The following is a 21,963-nucleotide window of genomic DNA, read 5'->3' as shown; positions in this document are numbered from 1 at the left end:
GCCACGCCACTGCGTGAGCCGGGGATCGCATCGCAGTCGGCGTCTGCGCCCCCGCTCTCGCCCCCGCCAGCGCCTGCGCCAGCGCCAGCGCCAGCGCCTGTGGTGGCTCGGGCGCCTGCCCGTGCGCCTGCATCCGCACCGCGGCGCGTGCAGCCACCGAGGCCGCAGCCGGCGCAGACGCCGGCTCGCCCGGCCGATCCAGCGGTGGCGTCCGACTTCGAGGCTGGCTGGCGCGAGGCGCAGGCCGCGGTGCACGATGCGCCGCACGCCGTGGATCCGCCCGGCGACGAGGGCAGGTCGGCGCGCGAGCTGTTCGAGCAAGGTTTGCGCGAAGGGGCGACGCTGCCTGCTGCACCCGGCCCCGTTTTCGCACCGGCCCCAGCACCGGTGCGGCAGGCGCCGGTCTCCGGCGGTGAGGCGCATGCACCGACTTCGCCTCTGCCTCCGCCTCCGGTGCGTCCGGCGCCACGACGGGCGCCATCGCAGTCACCCGCGCCCGCGCAGCTTCTGCCACCGGCCGCCGTCCCGATCGCCACGCTGCAGCAGATGCTCGAACCGCGGACGGCACCCCCGGGGCAGGCCGATCCCACGGGCGCGACGGCCGCGCCGCCGAGCCCGGTGTCGCAGGCGAGCCTCGACTTCTGGCGCGCCTATGCACAGGAACTGCCGCCCGGCCATGCGCTGCGCGGCCCGCTGGAGCAGGCCGTCCAGGCGCCGCGCGGCGCAGCGCCGCCGGCCGCTGGCGCCACCCCCCCGCAGGCGCTGCGCGACGATGAGGGTGACGATCCCCGCAGCGACGGGGCCGGGACCCTGGCCGCCGCACAGCAGGCGCTCGATGCGCACCTCGCGCTGCTGACGCCTGCGTTGCAGCTGGCCAAGGCCACGTAGGCCACCGGACTCAGCCGGCCGGGTCGGCGGGATCGGACGGGTCGGCCGGATCGGCCCACCGCCCGGTGTCCGCGAGCTGCGGCGCGAACTCGGCTGCCGACCAGCGCAGCGGCAGCGCCTGCGGCCGCCACACGCCGGCCTGCACCTGCACCCGCAGCAGCCGCTGCGCGCCGGCGAAGGCCTGCAGCTCGGGGCCGTCCCAGACCAGCTCGGCGTCGCCGGTCAGCTGCAGCACGTCGCCGCGCGCGTAGTCGATGAACAGCAGCCCGGCGTGCGGGTGGGCCGCGATGTTGCCGAGCGTGTTGAAGAGCCGGTTGCCGCGGAAGTCGGGGATCGTCAGCACGCTGTGCGCGCCGACCGTCTCGACCCGCACGAAGCCCGGCCGGCCGCCGCGGTGCGAGACGTCGACACCGTCCGCGCCCGCCTCGCCGCGCGCATGCGGCGACGCCGACGCGATGAACAGCGTGTCCGCTCCGCGCACCAGCGCGCTCGCCTGCGGGCTCAGCAGCGGACCCAGCAGCGTGGCTTCCGGTCGCGTCGCCGAAGCCGGTCGGTCAGCCGGCGCCACGTCGCGCGCCTGGATGTACTGCGGGCAGTTGCCGAAGCTCGCGTCGACCTGCACCTCGATGCGCGCGGCGTCCAGCTGCGTGACCGTCCCGTTCAGCCGGTTGCGCCGCCGCGTGTGCGGCTCCAGGCCCAGCAGGCCGATCGGGTCGCCGACGGCCAGGTGGGCCGACAGCGGATCGGCGGCGTCGCGCGCGGCGCGGATGCGCAGGTGCCGCGCGTCCTGCGCATCGGCGAAGCCCGGCGCACCGCTCAGCACCGAGGCCCACGGGCGACGCATCGCATCGAGGCTGCCGACGAACAGCGTCGGCAGCTGGGCGAAGAACTGCTGGTGCTGCAGCGGCATCGCGTCGCGGATCATGTGCGACGCGAAGCCGTCGACCATCGCGCGCACGCCGGCACGTTGCTGAACCGCCAGTTCGCCGGCGTGGAAGAGGGGGGTGTCGTTCATGCCCCTACCTTAGGCGGCGGCGCCGCGCAGCGGAATCCCCGCCGGGCGCATTTGATTCTTCCGCCGCGCGGAATGGCGAGAATGCGCGGATGGACCGACTCGAAGGGATGCGGGTGTTCGTGGCCGTCGCCGAGGCGCGCGGCTTTGCGCCGGCGGCGCGGCTGCTCGGCATGTCGCCGCCGGCCGTCACGCGGGCGGTCGCGGCGATCGAGCAGCACGTGGGCGCGCAGCTGCTGCGGCGCACGACGCGCAGCGTCTCGCTGACCGATGCCGGCACGCGCTTCCACGCCGACTGCAAGCGCATCCTGGCCGACATCGCCGAGGCCGAGGCGGCCGCGGGCGGTGCGTACACCGCGCCGCAGGGGCTGCTCGCGATCACCGCGCCGGCGATGTTCGGGCGGCTGCACGTCGCGCCGGTGGTGCTCGACTTCCTCGCGGCGCACCCCCAGGTCAGCGCGCGCACCTGGTTCGCCGACCACGTCGTGCACCTGCTCGACGAGGGCTTCGATGTCGCGGTGCGCATCGCGCGCCTCGCCGATTCGGGCTTGCGCGCGGTGCCGCTCGGCCAGGTGCGGCGCGTCGTCGTCGCGTCGCCCGGCTACCTGGCGGCGCATGGCGTGCCGCGCACGCCGGCCGACGTGGCGCAGCATGCGGCGATCGGCTTCTCGCAGCACGGCGCGGTGAACGTGCCGTGGGCGTTCGGCACGCGCGGCGAGAGCGTGCAACCGCGCATGCAGCTGGTGGGCAACACCGGCGAGATGGCGATCGCTGCCGCGCTGGCCGGGCACGGGTTGGCGCGGGCGATGTCATACCAGGTGGCCGACGACGTGCGCGCCGGGCGGCTGCGCATCGTGCTGGCCGGGCACGAGCCGGCACCGGTGCCGGTGCAGCTGGTGCACCTCGAAGGCCGCCGCGCCACCGCGAAGCTGCGCGCCTTCATCGATTTCAGCGTCGCGCGGCTGCGCGACGTGCCGGTGCTGAACGGGCGCTTCCCGTGGCCCGAGCCGGCATGATCCACCTTCCCCTCACCTGGATTCCATGATGAAGCTGATTCGCCTGAGCCTGCTGGCCTTGTGTTCGATCGCGGGCGCTGCGCACGCGGCGCCCGACCCGGCGCCGTTCCCGGACCAGCCGGCGCTGCGCGAGATCGCCGCCGCCGTCAGCCCCGACGAACTGCGCAGCACCATCACCCACCTGGTCGCCTTCGGCACGCGCCACACCGCCTCGGACACCACCTCGCCGACGCGCGGCATCGGCGCGGCGCGCCGCTGGGTGCAGTCGCGCTTCGCCGCGCTGTCGCGCGACTGCGGCGGCTGCCTGCAGGTGGCGACGCCGTCGCAGACCTTCACCGGCCCGCGGCTGCCGCAGCCGACCGAGGTGATGGACATCGTCGCGGTGCAGCGTGGCACCACCGAGCCGCAGCGCGTGATCGTGATCACCGGCCACCTCGACTCGCGCGTCAGCGACGTGATGGATGCGACCAGCGACGCGCCCGGCGCGAACGACGACGCGTCGGGGGTCGCCGCGCTGATGGAGGCGGCGCGGGTGCTGTCGAAATACAAGTTCCGCGCGACCATCGTCTATGCCGCGCTGTCCGGCGAGGAGCAGGGCCTGTACGGCGGCAAGGTGCTGGTCGACCATGCCAAGGTCGAGGGCTGGCAGGTGCAGGCCGACCTGAACAACGACATCGTCGGCAACAGCCGCGGCCAGGACGGCGTGCACGACAACGGCACGGTGCGCGTGTTCTCCGAAGGGACCAAGGCGGTCGAGACGCCGGCGCAGGCCGGCAAGCGGCGCTACAACGGCGGCGAGGTCGATTCGCCGTCGCGCAACATCGCGCGCTTCATGGCCAGCCTGTCGGAACGCTACCTGACCAACTTGCGCGTGCAGATGGTCTACCGCACCGACCGCTACGGCCGCGGCGGCGACCAGGTGCCGTTCCTCGATGCCGGCATCCCGGCGGTGCGCGTGACCGAGGCGCACGAGGACTACACGCGCCAGCACCAGGACCTGCGCACCGAGGGCGGCATCGCCTACGGCGACACGATCGACGGCGTCGACTTCCCGTACCTCGCGCAGGTGACGCGGCTGAACGCGGTGACGCTGGCCGCGATGGCGAACGCGCCGATGCCGCCGAAGGGGGTGTCGATCGGGGGTGCGGTGACGCCGGACACCACAGTCAAGTGGCAGGCACAGCCGGGCGTGGCCGGGTACCGTGTCTGGTGGCGCGAGACGACCGCACCGCAGTGGCAGCGCAGCCGCTTCGTCGCGGGCGATGCAACCCAGCTGGTGCTGAAGAACGTCGTGATCGACGACTGGTTCTTCGGTGTGTCGGCGGTGTCGGCCGACGGCTACGAATCGCCGGTGGTGTTCCCGGGGGATCCAGGCAGCTTCTAGGCTTCGATCGGATCGGCCCGCAGGTCCGCCGCCAGCACCTGGTTGCGCCCGCTGCGCTTGGCCTCGAGCAGCCGGTCGTCGGCGGTCTTCAGCAACTGCTCCATCGCCGCCAGCTCGGCGAGCGAATCGGCGACACCGGCCGAGAAGGTGTTGCCGTGCAGCGTACCGGTCTCGAACTGGAACACCTCATCGCGCCACGCGCCGAGCAGCGCCTCGACCTTGCGCTGCGCGGCGAACGCATCGGTGCGCGGCATCAGCAGGCAGAACTCCTCGCCGCCGAAGCGGAACGCGATGTCGCTGCGCCGCCCGTGCGCGATCAGCAGTGCACCGAACGCGGCCAGCAGCTTGTCGCCGGCCACGTGGCCGTGCCGGTCGTTCACCGACTTGAAGTGGTCCAGGTCGATGATCGCGGCCGCCAGCGGTTGCTGCTCGCGCTGCGCGAGCAGCAGCATCTGCGGCAGCACGTCGTTCAGGTGGCGGCGGTTGAACAGGCCGGTCAGGAAGTCGCGCGTGGCCTGCTGCCGCAGCTCGGCCTGCAGCGCCTCGACCTCGTCGATCTTCTGCGACAGCTGCTGGTTGATGGCCTCGAGCTCGGCCTTCGCGCGCTCGGTGCTGCGGCGGCGCGCCTCGATCTCGTCGAGGTTCTGCTGCAGCCGGCGCAGCTCGGTCTGCAGCGAGGCCGCCTGGTAGCGCGCCCGCGAGGCCTGCTGCGCGCGCTCGACGTGCAGCGCCTGCCAGATGCGCAGCGAGGCCAGCGCCTGCGCCGCGTGGCCCAGCCGCTCATGGGTGTCGGCCATCGCCTGGTGGAACAGGCAGCGCACGCGCAGGCTCAGGCCTTCGGCCGCGGCGTTCAGCACCGCCGGCTGCGCCTGCGCGAGCAGCGCAGCGGCCTGCGGCAGCAGGTCGCGCGCGGCCATCACCTCGGCGGTGGCGACCACCAGCGTGATGCGCTCGTCGGGCACCTTGATGCCGCTCTTGTCCTGCGAGGCGCGCTCGATCAGCTCGGCACCGAGCGCGGTGTTGCCGGCGCGCAGCGCGGCGATCGCCATCGTCTCGAAGTTCGCGTTGGTGCTGCCGCGCCCGCTCGCGTCGGTCGGCAGCGCGAGCAGCCGCTCGACATCGCCCAGCGCATCGGCCGCGCGCTCGAGGTTGGTCAGGCAGATCACGCGGTTGATCAGCAGCACGCTGAGCAGCCGCGGGTTGTCGAGCCGCGCATAGCGGGCGATGCCTTCCTCGACGTGGCTGAGCGCCTGGTGGTAGTCGCCGAGCTGGATCAGCTCGTGCGCGAGGTTGCAGTACAGCACCACCTCGAAGCCGTTGCCGCGTGCCGGGCGCGATTCGTTGAGCGCCTGGAACATGTACGCGAAGGCCTGCTCCGACTGGCCGAGCGAGGCATAGCAGCCGGCGATCACGTTCAGCAGCATGCCGAGCTCGTCGTGCTTCAGCACCGCCAGGCCCTCGGCGCGCAGCGGCAGCGCGCGCTCCAGCGATTCGCGGTACTTGCCCTCGCGCCACAGGCAGCGCGCGATGCCGACCTCGGCCAGCAGGTGGCCGGCGCGGTCGTGCGTGGCGTCGAAGCAGCGGTCGGCCTCGGCCAGCTCGCCGGCGGCTTCGAGCGGTGTGGAATACCAGATCAGGTGCAGCCCGCGCACCAGCCGGGCCCAGCCTTCGGCGGCCTGGTCGCCGTGCGCGAGGCTGCGCTCGAGCGCCTGGTCGGCCAGCGCGATGCAACGGCGCGAGTCGCTGTACAGCAGCCGCCATGCGCGGCGTGCGGTGGCGAGCGCGGTGGACGTCGATCGTCGGATGGGCGGCGCTTTCATGGCACCGGATTGTCATCGCTTTTGGCGTGTGCCGGCATCCCCAAGCTTGCCGGCAGGCGCCGGCCCGGCTACATGCTGCGCCGGTACTGCCCGCCCACCTCGAACAGCGCCGCGGTGATCTGCCCGAGCGAGCAGCAGCGCACCGCGTCCATCAGCACCTCGAACACGTTGCCGTTCGCGATCACCGCCTGCTGCAGCCGCGCCAGCATCGCCGGCGCCGCATCGGCATGCGTTGCATGGAAGGCGGCAAGCCGCGCGAGCTGCGACTGCTTCTCGTCGTCGGTCGAGCGCGCCAGCTCGATGTGATCCTGCACCGGGTCGCCGTGCGGGTTGCGGAAGGTGTTGACGCCGATGATCGGGTACTCGCCGGTGTGCTTGAGCATCTCGTAGTGCATGCTCTCCTCCTGGATCTGGCCGCGCTGGTAGCCGGTCTCCATCGCACCCAGCACGCCGCCGCGCTCGGCGATCTTCTCGAACTCGGCCAGCACCGCCTCTTCCACCAGCTCGGTCAGCTCGTCGATGATGAACGCGCCCTGGTTCGGGTTCTCGTTCTTCGCCAGGCCCCATTCGCGGTTGATGATCAGCTGGATCGCCATCGCGCGGCGCACGCTGTCCTCGGTCGGCGTCGTGATCGCCTCGTCGAAGGCATTGGTGTGCAGCGAGTTGCAGTTGTCGTAGACCGCGATCAGCGCCTGCAGCGTGGTGCGGATGTCGTTGAACTGGATCTCCTGCGCATGCAGCGAGCGGCCCGAGGTCTGCACGTGGTACTTCAGCTTCTGGCTGCGCTCGTTGGCGCCGTAGCGCTCGCGCATCGCCACCGCCCAGATACGCCGCGCGACGCGGCCCAGCACGGTGTACTCCGGGTCCATGCCGTTGCTGAAGAAGAAGCTCAGGTTCGGCGCGAAGTCGTCGACGTGCATGCCGCGCGCGAGATACGCCTCGACGAACGTGAAGCCGTTGCTCAGCGTGAACGCGAGCTGGCTGATCGGGTTCGCCCCCGCTTCGGCGATGTGGTAGCCGCTGATGCTCACCGAGTAGAAGTTGCGCACCTGGTGGTGCACGAAGTATTCGGCGATGTCGCCCATCACCTTCAGGCTGAACTCGGTCGAGAAGATGCAGGTGTTCTGCCCCTGGTCTTCCTTCAGGATGTCGGCCTGCACCGTGCCGCGCACGTTCTGCTGCACCCACGCGCGGATCTTGTGCAGTTCATCGTCGCTCGGCTCGCGGCCGTTGTCGGCCTGGAAGCGCTCCAGCTGCTGGTCGATCGCGGTGTTCATGAACATCGCGAGGATCGTCGGCGCCGGCCCGTTGATCGTCATGCTGACGCTGGTGGCCGGGTTGCACAGGTCGAAGCCGCCGTACAGCACCTTCATGTCGTCCAGCGTCGCGATGCTGACACCGGAGTTGCCGACCTTGCCGTAGATGTCGGGCCGCAGCGCCGGGTCGTTGCCGTACAGCGTGACGCTGTCGAACGCGGTCGACAACCGCTTCGCCGGCATGCCTTCGGACAGCAGCTTGAAGCGCCGGTTGGTGCGGAAGGCATCGCCTTCGCCGGCGAACATGCGCGTCGGGTCCTCGCCCTCGCGCTTGAACGCGAAGGTGCCGGCGCTGTACGGGAAGCTGCCGGGCACGTTGTCGAGCAGCAGCCACTTCAGGATCTCGCCGTGGTCCTCGAACTGCGGCAGCGCCACCTTGCGCACCTTGGTGCCCGACAGGCTCTGCGTGGTCAGCGCGGTGCGCAGTTCCTTGTCGCGGATCTTCACGACGTACTCGTCACCCGCATAGGCGGCCTGCAGCTGCGGCCACTGCGCCAGCAGCTTGCGCGACGCGGCATCGAGCCGCTGCTCGCGCTGGTCGGCGAGCTGCGCCGCGGCATTCGCGTGAGCCGGTTGCGCCGCATCGGCCTCCAGCAGCATGCGCGCCGCACCACGCAGCTGCTGCACCTCGCGCGCGAGCCGGGCCTGCGCGCGCGCGTGCTGCTTGTAGCCGCGCACCGTGTCGCTGATCTCGGCCAGGTAGCGCACGCGCGCGCCGGGCACGATCGGCACCTGGTGGGTGCTGTGGCGCGTCGCGGCCGGCGGCAGCACGCCCGCGCGCACCGGCATGCCGAGGGCGGCCAGCCGCGGCAGCAGCGCCTGGTACAGCGCGGTCACGCCGTCGTCGTTGAAGCGGCTGGCCATCGTGCCGAACACTGGCATCTCGTCGGGCCGCGTGCCCCAGGCCTCGCGGTTGCGCTGCACCTGCTTGGCCACGTCGCGCAGCGCGTCGGCCGCGCCCTTGCGGTCGAACTTGTTGATCGCGACGAACTCGGCGAAATCCAGCATGTCGATCTTCTCGAGCTGGCTCGCGGCACCGAACTCCGGCGTCATCACGTACATCGGCACGTCGACCAGCGGCACGATCGCCGCATCGCCCTGGCCGATGCCGGAGGTCTCGACGATCACGAGGTCGAAGCCGGCGGCGCGGCAGGCGGCCAGCACGTCGGGCAGGGCCTGGCTGATCTCGCTGCCGAAGTCGCGCGTGGCCAGGCTGCGCATGAAGACCCGCGGTCCGGCCCGCCACGGTGCGATCGCGTTCATGCGGATGCGGTCACCGAGCAACGCGCCGCCGCTCTTGCGGCGCGACGGGTCGATGCTGATCACCGCGACGTGCAGTGCGTCGCCCTGGTCGAGGCGCAGCCGGCGGATCAGCTCGTCGGTCAGCGAGCTCTTGCCGGCGCCGCCGGTGCCGGTGATGCCGAGCACCGGCGGCGCGTTCTGCTGCGCGACGGCGTGCAGCTCGGCCTTCAGGGCCTCGGGCACGGCGCCGTTCTCGAGCGCGGTGATCAGCTGTGCCAGCGCACGCCGCTGCGGCTCGCCGCGGCCTTGGATCGCCGCCAGCGCCGTGGGCGCATGCGGCGACAGGTCTTGGTCGCAGCGCATCACCATCTCGCCGATCATTCCCTGCAGGCCCATGCGCTGGCCGTCTTCGGGGCTGTAGATGCGGCTCACGCCGTAGCGCTGCAGCTCGGCGATCTCGGCCGGCACGATCACGCCGCCGCCGCCGCCGAACACCTGGATGTGCGCGCCGCCGCGCTCGCGCAGCAGGTCGACCATGTACTTGAAGTACTCGACGTGCCCGCCCTGGTAGCTGCTGATCGCGATGCCCTGCACGTCTTCCTGCAGCGCCGCGGTGACCACCTCGTCGACCGAGCGGTTGTGCCCCAGGTGGATCACCTCGGCGCCCATGCCCTGCAGGATGCGCCGCATGATGTTGATCGCCGCGTCGTGGCCGTCGAACAGGCTCGCGGCGGTCACGAAGCGCACCTTGTGCGTGGGCCGGTAGTCATGACTGCCCCTCGTCGAAGGGGTACCTTCGCCGATCCCCCGAGGGGATGCCGGCCGGCTTGGGAGCGGCCCGGCGCTCGGCCGGTTGCGCGTTGAAGGATCAGCGGTCATCAGTGTCTCCGTGTCAGCGCACGCGCAGCTTCGCGAGGTCGTCGCTGGCCGGCGGGTAGCGCAGCTTCAGCCCGAGCAGCGCGCGCTTCACCAGCGTCGCGATCATCAGGTTGCGGTGCGTCTTCGAATCGGCCGGCACCACGGTCCACGGCGCCCAGCGCGTGCCGGTGGCTGCGATCGCATCGGCATACGCCTGCTGGTAGGCCTTCCACTGCTTGCGCACGGTCAGGTCCTCGGGCGCGAACTTCCAGTTCTTCGTCGGGTCGTCCAGCCGCTCCTGCAGCCGGGCGCGCTGCTCGTCCTTCGAGATGTGCAGCATGAACTTCAGCACCACGGTGCCGGTCTCGGTCAGCATGCGCTCGAAGTCGTTGATGTGGGCGTAGCGCTGGCGCGCCTGCTGCGGCGTGATCCAGCCGTTCACCACCGGCACCAGCACGTCTTCGTAGTGGCTGCGGTTGAAGACCATCACCTCGCCGGCACCCGGCACCTTCTGGTGGATGCGCCACAGGAAGTCGTGGTCGCGCTCCGGGGCGGTCGGCGCCTTCCAGCCGACCGTCTGCACGCCCAGCGCGCTCATCTGGCCGAACACGCCGCGCAGCGTGCCGTCCTTGCCGCTGGTGTCGGTGCCCTGCAGCACCACCAGCAGCTTGAAGCGGCGGTCGGCGAAGAACAGGTTCTGCAGTTCGTCGAGCTCCAGCGCCAGTGCATCGACAGCCGCCTTGTCGGCCGGCTTGKCGCCGGTCGAGAACGGCTTTGCGCCGGGATCGATCGCGGAGAGGTCGAAGGCGCGCTTCTTGCTCCCGGCGTCCGCATACTGGAAATCCGCCCCATCCGGTGCCTTGGTCGTCACGTGGACTCCGTTCGTTGCAATTGACGTATACGTCAATCGCGAGTGTATCGCCGATACTTCGCAGCGGGCGGCCGCACTCCGTTGCGGGGAATCATGGTCTACCCGACCCGATTCCGGCGGCACAATCGCGCCGTTCAGAAGTACAGCGCCGGAGGGGGCGCCAGGGCAGAACATCAGGAGTGGTTCCGTGCCGAGCATCAATATCCCCGTGAAGACGCCGGAAGGCGTCGACGAGTTGGGCAGTCGACAACGAAAACTGGGACAGCGGCATCGCACGGTCTTGCTGCTGGTCGATGGTCGCAGGCGCGAGAGCCAGGTGCGGCAGCTCGCCGTGCAGGCCGGGGTGCCCGACCAGATCTTCGACGAGCTGGTGGCCATGGGCCTGATCATGTTCACGCAGGGCACCGGTTCGATGCAGGGCAATTCCGGCCTGGCACCGCTCGATGTCGACCTGCCGCTGGACACCGTCTCCGGCCCGTTGCCGCCGTCGCTGAGCCTGCAGCCGGAGTCGGTGCTCACCGATTCGATGCTCGGCGAGTTGCCGATCTCCGACCTGGCGCCGCTGGACGAAGCCGACGCCGCGCTCGACGAAGCGCGCGCGATCCTGATGCGCGCCGTGAAGGCCGAGGCGCCGGTCGCCGGCTCGCTGACGCTGATGCGCCTGAAGCGGGCGCGCTCGCGCAACGACATCGAGGCGCTGCTCGACGAAGTGGAGCAACGCATCACGAAGCCGTTCAAGGGCATCTGGGCGGCGCAGACGATTGCCCGCGTGCGCGACCTGCTGCGCACCGTCAACTCGCCGTCGGCGGCCTGAAGCGGCTGGCGCGCGGCGGGCCCGGGACTTTCCCGGGTTTGCCGGATGCCGGCCTGTCGCCCGGGCGGCAGCGGTTACCCTTGCGGCCATGACGTTCCTGGCCATCGACATCGGCAACACGCGGCTCAAGTGGGCGCACTACGGCAGTCCGCAACCGGGCGCGCGGCTGCTGGCGCACGGCGCCGTCTTCCTCGAAACCATCGACCGGCTGGCCGACACCGAATGGAAGAACCTGCCGCCGCCGAGCAGCATGCTGGGCTGCGTGGTGGCCGGCGAGGGCATCCGGCGCGAGGTCGAGGAGCAGCTGGAGCAGCTCGCGCACTGGCAGATCGAGCCGCGCTGGGTGGTCTCGACCGCGCATGCCGCCGGCGTCACCAACGGCTACGACCACCCGAACCGCCTCGGCACCGACCGCTGGGTCGCGTTGATCGGCGCCTGGCAGCGCGTGCGGGCGGCCGGTGCGCCGCGGCCCGCGCTGGTGGTGATGGTGGGCACGGCCGTCACCGTCGATGCGCTGGATGAAACCGGACGTTTCATCGGCGGCATGATCCTGCCGGGCTTCGGGCTGATGCTGCGTGCCCTCGAGATGGGCACCGCGGGCCTGAAGGCACCGACCGGCGAGGTGGTCGATTTCCCGACCAACACCAGCGATGCGCTGATGAGCGGCGGCGCGCATGCGATGGCCGGAGCGATCCTGCGCATGGCGGACAAGCTGCGTGCGCGCACCGGCCAGGAGCCGGTGTTCGTGATGACCGGCGGCGCGGCCGTGAAGCTGGCGCCGATCGTGCCGCTGCCGTTCGAGACCGTCGACACGCTGATCTTCGACGGGCTGCTGGAGCTGCAGTCGCACCGCCTGGCGCTGTGATCCCGGCGCTGTGATCAGCCGCTGACGCGGATGACCACCTTGCCGAGGTGCGCGCCGTCGGCCAGGTGCCGGTAGGCGGCCTCGGCCTGATCGATGGGGAACACGTGATCGATCACCGGCCTCAGCCGGTGCGCGGCGATCAGCCGGTTCATCGCCTCGAAGTCGCTGCGGCTGCCGACGGCAATGCGGCGCAGCGTCAGCAGCCGGCCGCTGAAGGCGCGCGGGTCGAGGCGGGCGTCGTCGGTGCCGAACACGCCCATCAGGCCGATGTCGGCATCCCACGCGGCGCAGCGCAGCGAGCGCTCCAGCGTGGCCGGCCCGACCGCCTCGATCACATGGTCGGCGCCGCGGCCGTCGGTCAGGCGCAGCACCTCGCGGTCCCAGTCGGCCCGCTGCCGGTAGTCGACGACCTCGTCCGCGCCGAGCGACTTCAAGCGCGCTGCCTTGTCGTCGCCGGACGTCGTCGCGATCACGCGGGCGCCGAGCGCCTTCGCGAACTGGATCGCGAACACCGCGATGCTGCCGGCGCCCAGCGTCAGCACCGTGCTGCCGGCGCGCACCGGCCGGCCGCCGGTCAGGCCGTTCCACGCGGTCAGCGYGGCGCAGGGCAGCGTGGCCGCTTCGTCGAAGCCGAGGTGGTCCGGCATCGCGAGCACCGATCCTTCGTCGACCACCACCTCGCTGGCCAGCCAGCCCGGCAGGCTGCAGCCGGTCTGCTGCATCGCCTGCGCCAGGCTCAGCCGGCCTTCGGTCCACTGCGGGAAGTAGGTGCTGGTCACCCGATCGCCGACCGCGAAGCGCGTCACCGCGCGGCCCACCTCGATCACCTCGCCCGCACCGTCGCTGACCGGCACGACCCCCGGCGTCAACGGAACCGGGTAGGTGCCGGCGCGGATCATCAGGTCGCGCCGGTTCAGCGACACCGCGTGCACGCGCACGCGCACGTCGTGCGGGCCGGGCGATGCCGGTGGCGCGTCTCGCACCACCAGGGGCGCTGCAGGGTTGTCGGCATCCAGGTGAAGGCTTTGCATCGCGGTCTCGTCGAGAAGGGGATGGCCCCATTCTGGGAGGCAGGTCCAGGACGATGAATACCTGCTACGCTCGATCTCTTGCCTGACCGTCCAAAAAATGATGGACCCCCTCGATGACATCTTTGCCGCGATGCGGGTGCGCAGCGCGTTGTACGCACGGCTCGAACTGAGCGCGCCCTGGGGCCTGGATTTCGCGGCCGGCCGCATGGCGCGCTTCGGGCTCGTCGTGCGGGGCAGTGCGCTGCTGCAGCTGGACGGCGCCGGGCCGCCGCTCGCGCTGGCGGCGGGCGATTGCTTCGTGATGGTGCGCGGCTCGCGCTACGTACTGAGCGACGCTCCTGGTTCCGCGACGCGGCCGTGCAGCGAGACGGTGCGCGACCACGTCGGCGGCGTCGTGACGCTGGGCGGCGGCGGTGCGCCGGCCACCGCGATCACCGGGTGGTTCGAATTCGATGCGCTGGCGGCGAAGCCGCTGGTCGAGCTGATTCCCGCGCTGCTGCTGGCGCGGCTGGACGACGACCGCAGCCGGCTGCTGCAGGCCACGCTGCAGATGCTCGCGGTCGAAACTGGCACCCCGGCGCTCGGCTCTGGCACCGTGATCAGCCGGCTCGCCGACATCCTGTTCGTGCATGCGGTGCGCTCGCATGCGCAGGCGGTCGCGCTGGACGAGGGGGCGGGTGCGAGCTGGCTGACGGCCTGGGCCGACCGCCGCATCGGCGCGGCCTTGCGCCGCATGCACCATGAACTCGCGCGGGCCTGGACCGTCGACGAACTGGCGTCGGCGGCCGGCCTGTCGCGCTCGGCGTTCGCGCAGCGCTTCCGCCAGCAGGTGGGTGAGCCGCCGCTCGAATACCTGACGCGCTGGCGGATGTTCCGTGCCGGCTGCCTGATGCGCGCCGGCGATGCGCCGCTCGCGGGCATCGCGGCCCAGGTGGGCTACGACTCCGAGCCGGCCTTCAACAAGGCGTTCAAGCGCGTCACCGGCCTGCCGCCCGGCGCCTGGCGGCGCGAGGCGGCCGCGCAGGCTCAGAGGATGTAGCGCGACAGGTCTTCGTTCTTCGCCAGCTCGCCGAGCTTCGCATCGACCTCGGCGGCGCCGATCGACACCGTCTGGCCCGACAGCTTCGGTGCGTCGAAACTCACCTCGTCGAGCAGGCGCTCCATCACCGTCGACAGGCGCCGCGCGCCGATGTTCTCGGTGCGCTCGTTCACGTCGAACGCGATCTGCGCCAGGCGGCGGATGGCGTCGGGCCGCAGCTCGAGTGTGACGCCCTCGGTCGCGAGCAGCGCCTGGTACTGCTTGACGAGGCTCGCGTGCGTCTGCGTCAGGATGGCCTCGAAATCGTCGACGCTCAGCGAGCCGAGCTCGACGCGGATCGGGAAGCGCCCCTGCAGCTCGGGGATCAGGTCGCTCGGCTTGCTCAGGTGGAACGCACCCGACGCGATGAACAGGATGTGGTCGGTCTTCACCATGCCGTACTTGGTGTTGACGGTGGTGCCCTCGACCAGCGGCAGCAGGTCGCGCTGCACGCCCTGGCGCGAGACATCGGCGCCGCTCGATTCGTTGCGCGACGCGACCTTGTCGATCTCGTCGAGGAACACGATGCCGTTCTGCTCGGTGTTGTGCAGCGCGGCGGTCTTGATCTCGTCCTCGTTGACGAGCTTGGCCGCCTCGTCGTCGACCAGCAGCTTCAGCGCCTCGCCGATCTTCAGCTTGCGCAGCTTGCGCTTGGCGCTGCCGAGGTTGGCGAACATGCCCTTCAGCTGCTCGGCCATCTCGTCCATCCCCGGCGGGCCGATGATGTCCAGCGTCGGCTTGGTGTCGGCCACCTCGATCTCGATCTCCTTGTCGTCGAGCGAGCCTTCGCGCAGCCGCTTGCGCATCACCTGGCGGGCGGTGTTGTCGGCCGCCGGTGCGGCCGGGGTGGTCGGTGTCAGGCCGAAGTCGCTGCTCGCGGCGCGCGGCGGCGGCACCAGGATGTCGAGCACCCGGTCTTCCGCGGCGTCTTCGGCGCGCACCCGCTGGCGCTTGATCTGCGTCTCGCGCTCCTGCTTGACGGCCATGTCGACCAGGTCGCGGATGATGGTGTCGACGTCCTTGCCGACGTAGCCGACCTCGGTGAACTTGGTCGCCTCGACCTTGATGAACGGCGCATCGGCCAGCTTGGCCAGCCGGCGCGCGATCTCGGTCTTGCCGACGCCGGTCGGGCCGATCATCAGGATGTTCTTCGGCGTGATCTCGCCGCGCAGCGCGCCGTCGACCTGCTGGCGGCGCCAGCGGTTGCGCAGCGCGATCGCGACCGCGCGCTTGGCGCCGGCCTGGCCGACGATGTGCTTGTCCAGCTCGGACACRATCTCTTGCGGGGTCATGGAGCTCATCGGGTGCTTTCGCCCAGGATTTCGATCGTGTGGTTCTGGTTCGTGTAGATGCACAGGTCGCCGGCGATCTCGAGCGATCGCTTGACGATGTCCTGCGGCGCCAGGTCGGTGTGCTCCAGCAGCGCGATCGCGGCGGCCTGCGCATACGAGCCGCCGGAGCCGATCGCGACGATGCCCTTCTCGGGCTCCAGCACGTCGCCGTTGCCGGTGATGATCAGCGAGGCTTCCTTGTCGGCCACCGCCAGCATCGCCTCCAGGCGGCGCAGCACGCGGTCGGTGCGCCAGTCCTTGGTCAGCTCGATCGCGGCGCGCACCAGGTGGCCCTGGTGCTTCTCGAGCTTGGCCTCGAAGCGTTCGAAGAGGGTGAAGGCGTCGGCGGTGGCCCCGGCGAAGCCGGCGAGCACCTGGTCGCGGTACAGCTTGCGCACCTTGCGGGCCGTGGCCTTCACGACGACGTTGCCGAGGGTGACCTGGCCGTCGCCGCCGAGCGCGACGAGGTTGCCGCGCCGCACGCTCAGGATGGTGGTGCCGTGGTATTGATCCATGGGGTCTCAGATTCGGGCGAAGCGCGAGGCTTCAAGCCGAAGATTGTGACCCGGGAATCAGACCACCCGAACCTTGACCTTGGCGTGCTCGTTGATGCCCATCGCGCCGAAGAACAGCGCGACGAGGCGGTGCGCTTCGGAGAAGGTCACGGCGCGGTTCTCGCCGCGGCGCGCCAGCACCCAGTTCAGCAGGTCGCCGGCCGCGATGAAGTCGACGCGGATCAGGCGGGCGCACGAGACGTTGACGACCTCGGCATGGCCCAGCTCGTCGTTCATCTTCGTCAGCGTGGCACCGATGTCACCGACCAGCTGGCCGGACAGCTCGACCCCCGCGACCTGCACGCCCGGTTCGTCGGGCATCTGCGATTCGAGGAAGCTGGTCGACACATCGCTGACGACCGACATCGGCGGCGATTGCGTGCTCATGTTCGAGCCGCTGATGCGCACCTGGCATTTCGCGCTCTCCCACGACGGCGGCGACACCTCGTAGGTGACGCAGTAGTCGATGGCCGCTTCGTCGAACTGGTCGGCGCGGTTGGCCATGCGCAGCGCATCGAGGCGCAGCTGCCAGAAGACGGGGTCGGCATCGCGCACGCCGGTGGGCGCGGCATCCTGCAGCACCTGCATCAGGCGGTCGCCGCCCAGCCAGCGCATGTCGAGCGGTTCGTTGATCCAGCCGCGGAACAGCTCGCTCATGCGCGCGCAGGCCTCGGCGTCGATGCTTTGCAGCGAGCTCCAGTCGAACACCCACGGCAGCGGCATCTGCAGCGATTGCGAGCGCAACCGGGCCACCGCGTCGGCATCGACGATGCTCGGGCACACCCAGCCGACCTGGCCGTCGATGCGCGAGCTGGGGCGGCGCTCCTCGCCGGCGGCCTCGGCCACCAACTTGGGCATCGAGAACCACTGTGGCGCCGACCAGCCGAACTGCTGGGCGTAGTCGATCGCAAGGCTCTCGAACTTGTGGTGCTGGCCGATCGCGCGGTACAGGTCGAACAGCGCCAGCCAGGTTTCGGCGTGCTGGGCGCGCGGGCCGCCCTGGCCGGTCAGCGCGGCGAGCGACGATTCGCAGCTCTCGAAATCGGCATTCGCGAACGCGATCACCGCCTCGTCGAGTTCGGGGTCGTGGGCGACTTCGCTCACTTCCACCGCATACGGGTTGCCCAGGTCGCCGCCGGCGATGTCGAGGTTCAGCGGCGACAACGGCGACAGGCCGGCACCCATCACGACCGTGGCCGGCGCGCCGGCGGGCGGGCGGGCGGGGGTGACCGGTTGGGCTGCGGGCGGGCGCGCACCGTTCGCACGGGCCGGCTCGGGCCGGATGCGGCTCTGGTCGGGCTCGGTCGCCGCGTAGCCGATGGCCGCCGGCTGGGTCGGTGCGTCGTAGAAAGAGGGTGGGCGGCGCGACGGCGAGGCGAGGCCGTCACCGACCATCTGCTGCTCGATCTCGTCGATCTTGGCCTTCACGCCGACATCCGGCTTGGCGCCGCTGTCCTGCATGCGGGCTTCGGAGTCATCGAGGCGGGAGGATCCACCCAGTGCCGCCAGCTGCTCGCTGGTCAGGCCTTCGCGGCGCACCTTGCGCAGCATGTCGAATTCGCGCTTGCGSACGAAATCGTTGCGCCGCTTGCGCTCGATCATCGCCTTCAGCTCGGACTTGGCGTACTCGCTCTCGCGGGCTTCTTCCGTGGGGGTGCCGAGCTGCGCCCAGTCCGTGGCCGGGTTGGCCACGAACTTGACAACCTTTCGGAAGAAGCTGGTGTTGTCTTTCTGATCCGACATGTCGGGTGACGGGGTGCGCGAAGGGTACTTGTCAGTCGCCGAACATCTTCTGCTTCAGCTCGCGCCGTTGCTGGGCTTCGAGGGACAGTGTAGCGGTCGGCCGTGCGATCAGGCGGCCCAATCCGATCGGTTCGCCAGTTTCGTCGCAGAAACCATAGTCACCGGCTTCGATGCGGCCCAGGGATTGTGAGATTTTCTTCAGAAGCTTGCGCTCACGGTCGCGGGTGCGCAGCTCGAGCGCGTGCTCTTCCTCGATGGTCGCGCGATCGGCAGGATCGGGGACGATCGAGGTGTCTTCGCGCAGATGCTCGGTGGTTTCGCCGGCGTTGCTGAGCAGATCGTCCTTCAGCTGCTGCAGCCGGGCCTTGAAGAAGGCCAGCTGCTTCTCGTTCATGTACTCGCTGTCGGGCATGGCCTGCAGCTCGTCGTCGGTCAGCGCCTCGCCGGGCTTGTTCTTCCAGGCGTTGGCGAGCTTGGGGTCGGCTTTGTGTTCGTGCTTGGAAATGTCGGTCACAAGAGAATTCATCTGTCGGGTGGGCGGCCGCGGAGGCGCGAAGCGGTCTGCGAAACGGGATGTGGCCGGTGGAATCGGGGCCGGGGACGAGGCCGCTGCCGAAGCCCGGGCGGCGGCGGAAAGCTTGGGGGCGGGCGGCGGCTTGACGGCCACCGGTTTCGGTGCAGCCACCTCGACGGCCTTGGCGACCGGCTTGGCCGGCGCGGCCACCGGTGCATGCACCGCCTTCGCCGCGGGCTTGGCCGCCGGTGCCTTGGCGGCTGGCGCCTTCGGCGAAGCGGCTGCCTTGGCCGGGGCCTTGGCAGCAGGTTTGACCGCGGTCTTGACAGCAGTCTTTGCGGCCGACACCGGCTTTTTCGCCGTTGACGCTGATGGTGTTGCTCGCTGGGCCGGGGTCTTTGTCACTGAGATCTCCTCGCAACGGCTGTTATACCCGCTCCGCGGGGTGGGCAATCACCCCGCAGCCAAACTTGGGCGCCGCGGATTGTAGCCACGTTGTTTTCCGACTCAACGGGAATTTCGACGGAATCACACGAGGCACTGCTCCAGCCCCTGCAGGAAGATTTCCTTCGGCAGGTCCAGGCCGATGAACACCATCTTGCTGGTCTTCTTCTCGCCCTTGGCCCAGGCGGGGCCCAGGTCGCTGCCCATCAGCTGGTGCACACCCTGGAAGATCACCTTCTTGTCGCTGCCCTTCATATTGAGCACGCCCTTGTAACGAAGCATCTTCGGGCCGTAGACCTGCACGATCGCGCCCAGGAAATCCTCCAGCTTGGCCGGGTTGAACGCCCGGTCGGAGCGGAAGACGAAGGATTTCACGTCGTCGTCATGCACATGGTGGTGCGGGTGGTCGCAGTGTTCGCCGTGCTCGTGGTCATGATCATGATCGTGGCCATGGTGGTGATGGTGGTCGTGGTCGTCCGCCTTCAGGAAATCGGGGTCGATGTCGAGCTTGGCGTTCAGGTTGAAGCCGCGCAGGTCGAACACCTCGGCCAGCGGCACCTCGCCGAAGTGCACCTTGCGTTGCGGCGCCCGCGGGTTCATGTGCTTGATCCGGTGGATCAGCGCATCGACCGCCGGGGCGTCGACCAGGTCGGTCTTGCTGATGAAGATCTGGTCGGCGAAGCCGATCTGGCGGCGCGCCTCCTGGCGGGTGTCGAGCTGGGATTCGGCGTGCTTGGCGTCGACCAGGGTCAGGATCGAGTCGAGCAGGTAGCTCTCGGCGATCTCGTCGTCCATGAAGAAGGTCTGGGCGACCGGGCCGGGGTCGGCCAGGCCGGTGGTCTCGATCACGACGCGGTCGAAGCTCAGTTCACCCTTGCGGCGCTTCTCGGCCAGGTCGTTCAGCGTGGTGCGCAGGTCTTCGCGGATCGTGCAGCAGACGCAGCCGTTGTTCAGCTGGATGATCTGCTCCTGGGTGTCCTGCACCAGGATCTCGTTGTCGATGTTCTCGTCGCCGAACTCGTTCTCGATCACGGCGATCTTCTGGCCGTGCGCTTCGGTCAGCACGCGCTTGAGCAGCGTGGTCTTGCCCGATCCGAGGAAGCCGGTCAGGATGGTGGCGGGGATGAGGCTCATGGAATGTCGGTCCTTGACAAGGAAGCGGGCCAGATGCGGCCGAAAAACTTTTGTTCAAGGTATCAGATGTGTCAAGCCAGTGTGACTCCCTGCTTCGAGTAAGCTTTTGACCCTGTAGAACTCTCGCCCCGGCGCGATGTCAGACCCCCACCCGAGTCGATCTTCCAGAGGCGCCGACAAGCACCCCGCTCCCGCGGACAAGCGCGGCCTGTTCGAGCGGCTGATGGAATTCATGTCGCCCGGCCCCGACTCCAAGGACGAGCTGATCTCCACGCTGGCCGACGCGGAGAACCGCGAGCTGATCGCTCCCGAGTCGCGGATGATGCTCGAGGGCGTGATCCGGATGGCCGACCTGACCGCCGGCGACGCGATGGTGGCCGCCCCGCGCATGGACCTGCTCGACATCGAGTCCCCGTACGACGAACTGCTGGCGCTCGTGATCGGCACCGGCCACTCCCGTTTCCCGGTCTTCGAGGGCCAGCGCGAGAACATCGTCGGCACGCTGATGGCGAAAGACCTGCTGAAGCTGCAGCGGGCGCCCGAACTGAACCTGCGTACGCTGCTGCGCCCGGCGGTGTTCGTGCCCGAATCGAAGGGCCTGAACGAGCTGCTGCGCGATTTCCGCTCCAACCGCAACCACCTGGCGATCGTGATCGACGAGTTCGGCAACACCGCCGGGCTGATCACGATCGAGGACGTGYTGGAAGAGATCGTCGGCGAGATCGAGGACGAATTCGACGAGAAGGACGGCGAATCCGGCATCTACACGCTGGCCGACGGCAGCCACCGGGTGGCTGGCGACACCACGATCGAGGCGGTCAACGAATCGTTCGGCGAGGTGCTGCCGCTGGACGATTTCGACACCATCGGCGGCCTGGTCGCCCAGGAACTGGGCCGGGTGCCGCGGCGCGGCGAGGCGGTGCCGGTCGGCAGCCTCATTTTCACGGTGATGCTGACGCGCGGCGGTGCGGTGCGCTGGTTCAAGGTGACGCGCGCGCCCGAGGCGGCCGTGGGTGAAGACGGTGCCTAGGGCGGTGCCGCAGGCGGCGGCGCCTGGGCCCGGCAAGGGCCGTCGCAGCGCGCGCCGCGAGGTCGGCGCCTCCGAGAACATGTTCCTCGGCCTGGACCTGCTGATGGTGCTGGTGCTCGGCGGCGTGCACAGCTTGGCCGCGACCTGGACGCACGCGTGGATCCTGCAGCTGCTGGCGGTCGCCGGCCTCGCGTTCCGCGTCAGTCGGGCCTCGCCACGCCGGGCGGCGCTGCTCGGCTGGGCGTTCGCGACGGCCTGGTTCGTGGCCGGCACGTTCTGGCTCTACGTCAGCATGCACCGCTACGGCGGCCTGCCGGCCTGGATGGCGGGCGCTGCCGTGGTGGCGCTGTCGGCCTTCCTGGCGCTGTATTTCGCGGCGGCGATGGCGCTGTTCGGCGTGCTGCGGCGCAACGTGCTGGTCGTCGATGCGCTGGTGTTCGCCGCCTGCTGGCTGCTGGCCGAGCTGGCGCGCGGGCTGCTGTTCACCGGGTTCCCGTGGGCGGCCTCGGGGTATTCGCACGTCGACAGCCCGCTCGCGCTGCTGGCGCCGTGGATCGGCGTGCACGGCATCGGCTGGGTGGCGGCGCTGCTCGGCGCGCTGGCGGTGATCGGCTTGCGCAACGGCGTCGGGCCGGGCGGGCTGGGTGTCATCACGAGCGTCGCGGTGGTCGGCGGGTTGGCCGCGATGCAGCCGGTCAATTTCACGCGCGGCAGCGGCAGCCTGCAGTTGTCGTTGCTGCAGTCGAACGTCGCGCAGGACGAGAAATTCGCCGAGGACAAGCTGCCGCAGGCCTTGGTGTGGGCGGCGACCACGCTGCAGTCGGCGCGCGGCGACCTGATCCTCGCGCCCGAGACCATCGTGCCGCTGCTGCCCGACCAGTTGCCCGAGGGCTACTGGGCCACGCTGGCCGCCGGCTTCCAGCATGGCGACCGGGCGGCCTTGATCGGCGTTCCGCTGGGCAGCTTCGAGGCCGGCTACACGAACTCGGCGGTCGGGCTGTCGCGCGAGACGGCCAAG

General features: G+C 70.1%; 18 protein-coding genes. 8 read left to right on the top strand and 10 right to left on the bottom strand.

Translation table 11 applies throughout. The annotated features are described in order from the left end of the window. The first annotated feature begins 147 nt into the window (after window positions 1–147). Window positions 148–888, top strand: a complete 741-nt coding sequence (locus AC1D12_RS01000; RefSeq protein ID WP_477838454.1) for a hypothetical protein — start codon at window positions 148–150, stop codon at window positions 886–888. A gap of 10 nt (window positions 889–898) precedes the next feature. On the opposite strand, the gene AC1D12_RS00995 is transcribed toward AC1D12_RS01000, so the two are convergent. Then, window positions 899–1,903 (bottom strand): flavin-nucleotide-binding protein, encoded by a 1,005-nt coding sequence (locus AC1D12_RS00995; RefSeq protein WP_477828917.1) that lies wholly within the window; start codon window positions 1,901–1,903, stop codon window positions 899–901. A gap of 89 nt (window positions 1,904–1,992) precedes the next feature. Between AC1D12_RS00995 and AC1D12_RS00990 the strand changes: the two genes are divergently transcribed. Together AC1D12_RS00990 and AC1D12_RS00985 are read left to right on the top strand one after the other, a co-directional pair. Further along, window positions 1,993–2,916, top strand: a complete 924-nt coding sequence (locus AC1D12_RS00990) for a LysR family transcriptional regulator (RefSeq protein WP_477838452.1) — start codon at window positions 1,993–1,995, stop codon at window positions 2,914–2,916. 28 nt (window positions 2,917–2,944) lie between these two features. After that, window positions 2,945–4,300 carry a M28 family metallopeptidase gene (locus AC1D12_RS00985; RefSeq protein WP_477828004.1) on the top strand — a complete coding sequence of 452 codons (1,356 nt, stop codon included), beginning with the start codon at window positions 2,945–2,947 and terminating at the stop codon, window positions 4,298–4,300. On the opposite strand, the gene AC1D12_RS00980 is transcribed toward AC1D12_RS00985, so the two are convergent. From AC1D12_RS00980 to AC1D12_RS00970, 3 genes are all read right to left on the bottom strand, one after another. Further along, the gene (locus AC1D12_RS00980) at window positions 4,297–6,120 is read right to left on the bottom strand and encodes a diguanylate cyclase (protein ID WP_477838450.1); all 1,824 of its coding nucleotides are present in this window, start codon (window positions 6,118–6,120) and stop codon (window positions 4,297–4,299) included. The two genes, AC1D12_RS00985 and AC1D12_RS00980, sit on opposite strands and share 4 nt — an antisense overlap. A 68-nt stretch (window positions 6,121–6,188) precedes the next feature. After that, window positions 6,189–9,482, bottom strand: a complete 3,294-nt coding sequence (icmF, locus tag AC1D12_RS00975; RefSeq protein WP_477838472.1) for a fused isobutyryl-CoA mutase/GTPase IcmF — start codon at window positions 9,480–9,482, stop codon at window positions 6,189–6,191. 88 nt (window positions 9,483–9,570) lie between these two features. Then, window positions 9,571–10,407: a PPK2 family polyphosphate kinase gene (locus tag AC1D12_RS00970; protein ID WP_477838448.1), complete on the bottom strand. Its 837-nt coding sequence runs from the start codon at window positions 10,405–10,407 to the stop codon at window positions 9,571–9,573. 187 nt (window positions 10,408–10,594) lie between these two features. Between AC1D12_RS00970 and AC1D12_RS00965 the strand changes: the two genes are divergently transcribed. Together AC1D12_RS00965 and AC1D12_RS00960 are read left to right on the top strand one after the other, a co-directional pair. Beyond that, window positions 10,595–11,221: a hypothetical protein gene (locus AC1D12_RS00965; protein WP_477825906.1), complete on the top strand. Its 627-nt coding sequence runs from the start codon at window positions 10,595–10,597 to the stop codon at window positions 11,219–11,221. A gap of 88 nt (window positions 11,222–11,309) precedes the next feature. Further along, window positions 11,310–12,086 carry a type III pantothenate kinase gene (locus AC1D12_RS00960; protein ID WP_047509960.1) on the top strand — a complete coding sequence of 259 codons (777 nt, stop codon included), beginning with the start codon at window positions 11,310–11,312 and terminating at the stop codon, window positions 12,084–12,086. 14 nt (window positions 12,087–12,100) lie between these two features. Here AC1D12_RS00960 and AC1D12_RS00955 read toward each other — a convergent pair whose 3' ends face one another. Continuing rightward, entirely contained in the window at window positions 12,101–13,117 is a 1,017-nt protein-coding gene (locus AC1D12_RS00955; RefSeq protein WP_477838446.1) for a zinc-dependent alcohol dehydrogenase family protein, read from the bottom strand. A gap of 100 nt (window positions 13,118–13,217) precedes the next feature. Between AC1D12_RS00955 and AC1D12_RS00950 the strand changes: the two genes are divergently transcribed. Next, on the top strand, window positions 13,218–14,156 hold the full coding sequence (locus AC1D12_RS00950; protein ID WP_477838444.1) for an AraC family transcriptional regulator: 939 nt from the start codon (window positions 13,218–13,220) through the stop codon (window positions 14,154–14,156). Here AC1D12_RS00950 and hslU read toward each other — a convergent pair. The 5 genes from hslU to AC1D12_RS00925 form a co-directional block, all read right to left on the bottom strand. Continuing rightward, window positions 14,144–15,496, bottom strand: coding sequence for an ATP-dependent protease ATPase subunit HslU (hslU, locus tag AC1D12_RS00945; RefSeq protein ID WP_047509966.1), 1,353 nt, complete (start codon window positions 15,494–15,496; stop codon window positions 14,144–14,146). The genes AC1D12_RS00950 and hslU overlap by 13 nt on opposite strands. Beyond that, window positions 15,493–16,041, bottom strand: coding sequence for an ATP-dependent protease subunit HslV (gene hslV, locus AC1D12_RS00940; RefSeq protein WP_047509968.1), 549 nt, complete (start codon window positions 16,039–16,041; stop codon window positions 15,493–15,495). The genes hslU and hslV overlap by 4 nt, the downstream gene beginning before the upstream one ends. Window positions 16,042–16,098: 57 nt before the next feature. Next, window positions 16,099–17,823, bottom strand: coding sequence for a hypothetical protein (locus tag AC1D12_RS00935; protein WP_465112812.1), 1,725 nt, complete (start codon window positions 17,821–17,823; stop codon window positions 16,099–16,101). A 31-nt stretch (window positions 17,824–17,854) separates the two neighbouring features. Then, window positions 17,855–18,742 carry an RNA polymerase-binding protein DksA gene (gene dksA / locus AC1D12_RS00930; protein ID WP_477838442.1) on the bottom strand — a complete coding sequence of 296 codons (888 nt, stop codon included), beginning with the start codon at window positions 18,740–18,742 and terminating at the stop codon, window positions 17,855–17,857. 123 nt (window positions 18,743–18,865) lie between these two features. Next, window positions 18,866–19,915 (bottom strand): CobW family GTP-binding protein, encoded by a 1,050-nt coding sequence (locus AC1D12_RS00925; RefSeq protein WP_477826776.1) that lies wholly within the window; start codon window positions 19,913–19,915, stop codon window positions 18,866–18,868. A 136-nt stretch (window positions 19,916–20,051) separates the two neighbouring features. On the opposite strand from AC1D12_RS00925, the gene AC1D12_RS00920 reads away from it, so the two are divergent. Then, window positions 20,052–20,945, top strand: a complete 894-nt coding sequence (locus tag AC1D12_RS00920; RefSeq protein ID WP_477826775.1) for a CorC family transporter — start codon at window positions 20,052–20,054, stop codon at window positions 20,943–20,945. After that, the coding region (locus tag AC1D12_RS00915; RefSeq protein ID WP_477838440.1) for an apolipoprotein N-acyltransferase at window positions 20,929–21,963 on the top strand (1,035 nt) is incomplete at its 3' end. The genes AC1D12_RS00920 and AC1D12_RS00915, both read left to right, overlap by 17 nt.

It is taken from the genome of Rhizobacter sp. P1_G5 (assembly GCF_056405435.1).
This window is presented reverse-complemented; position numbering and strand designations above follow the sequence as displayed.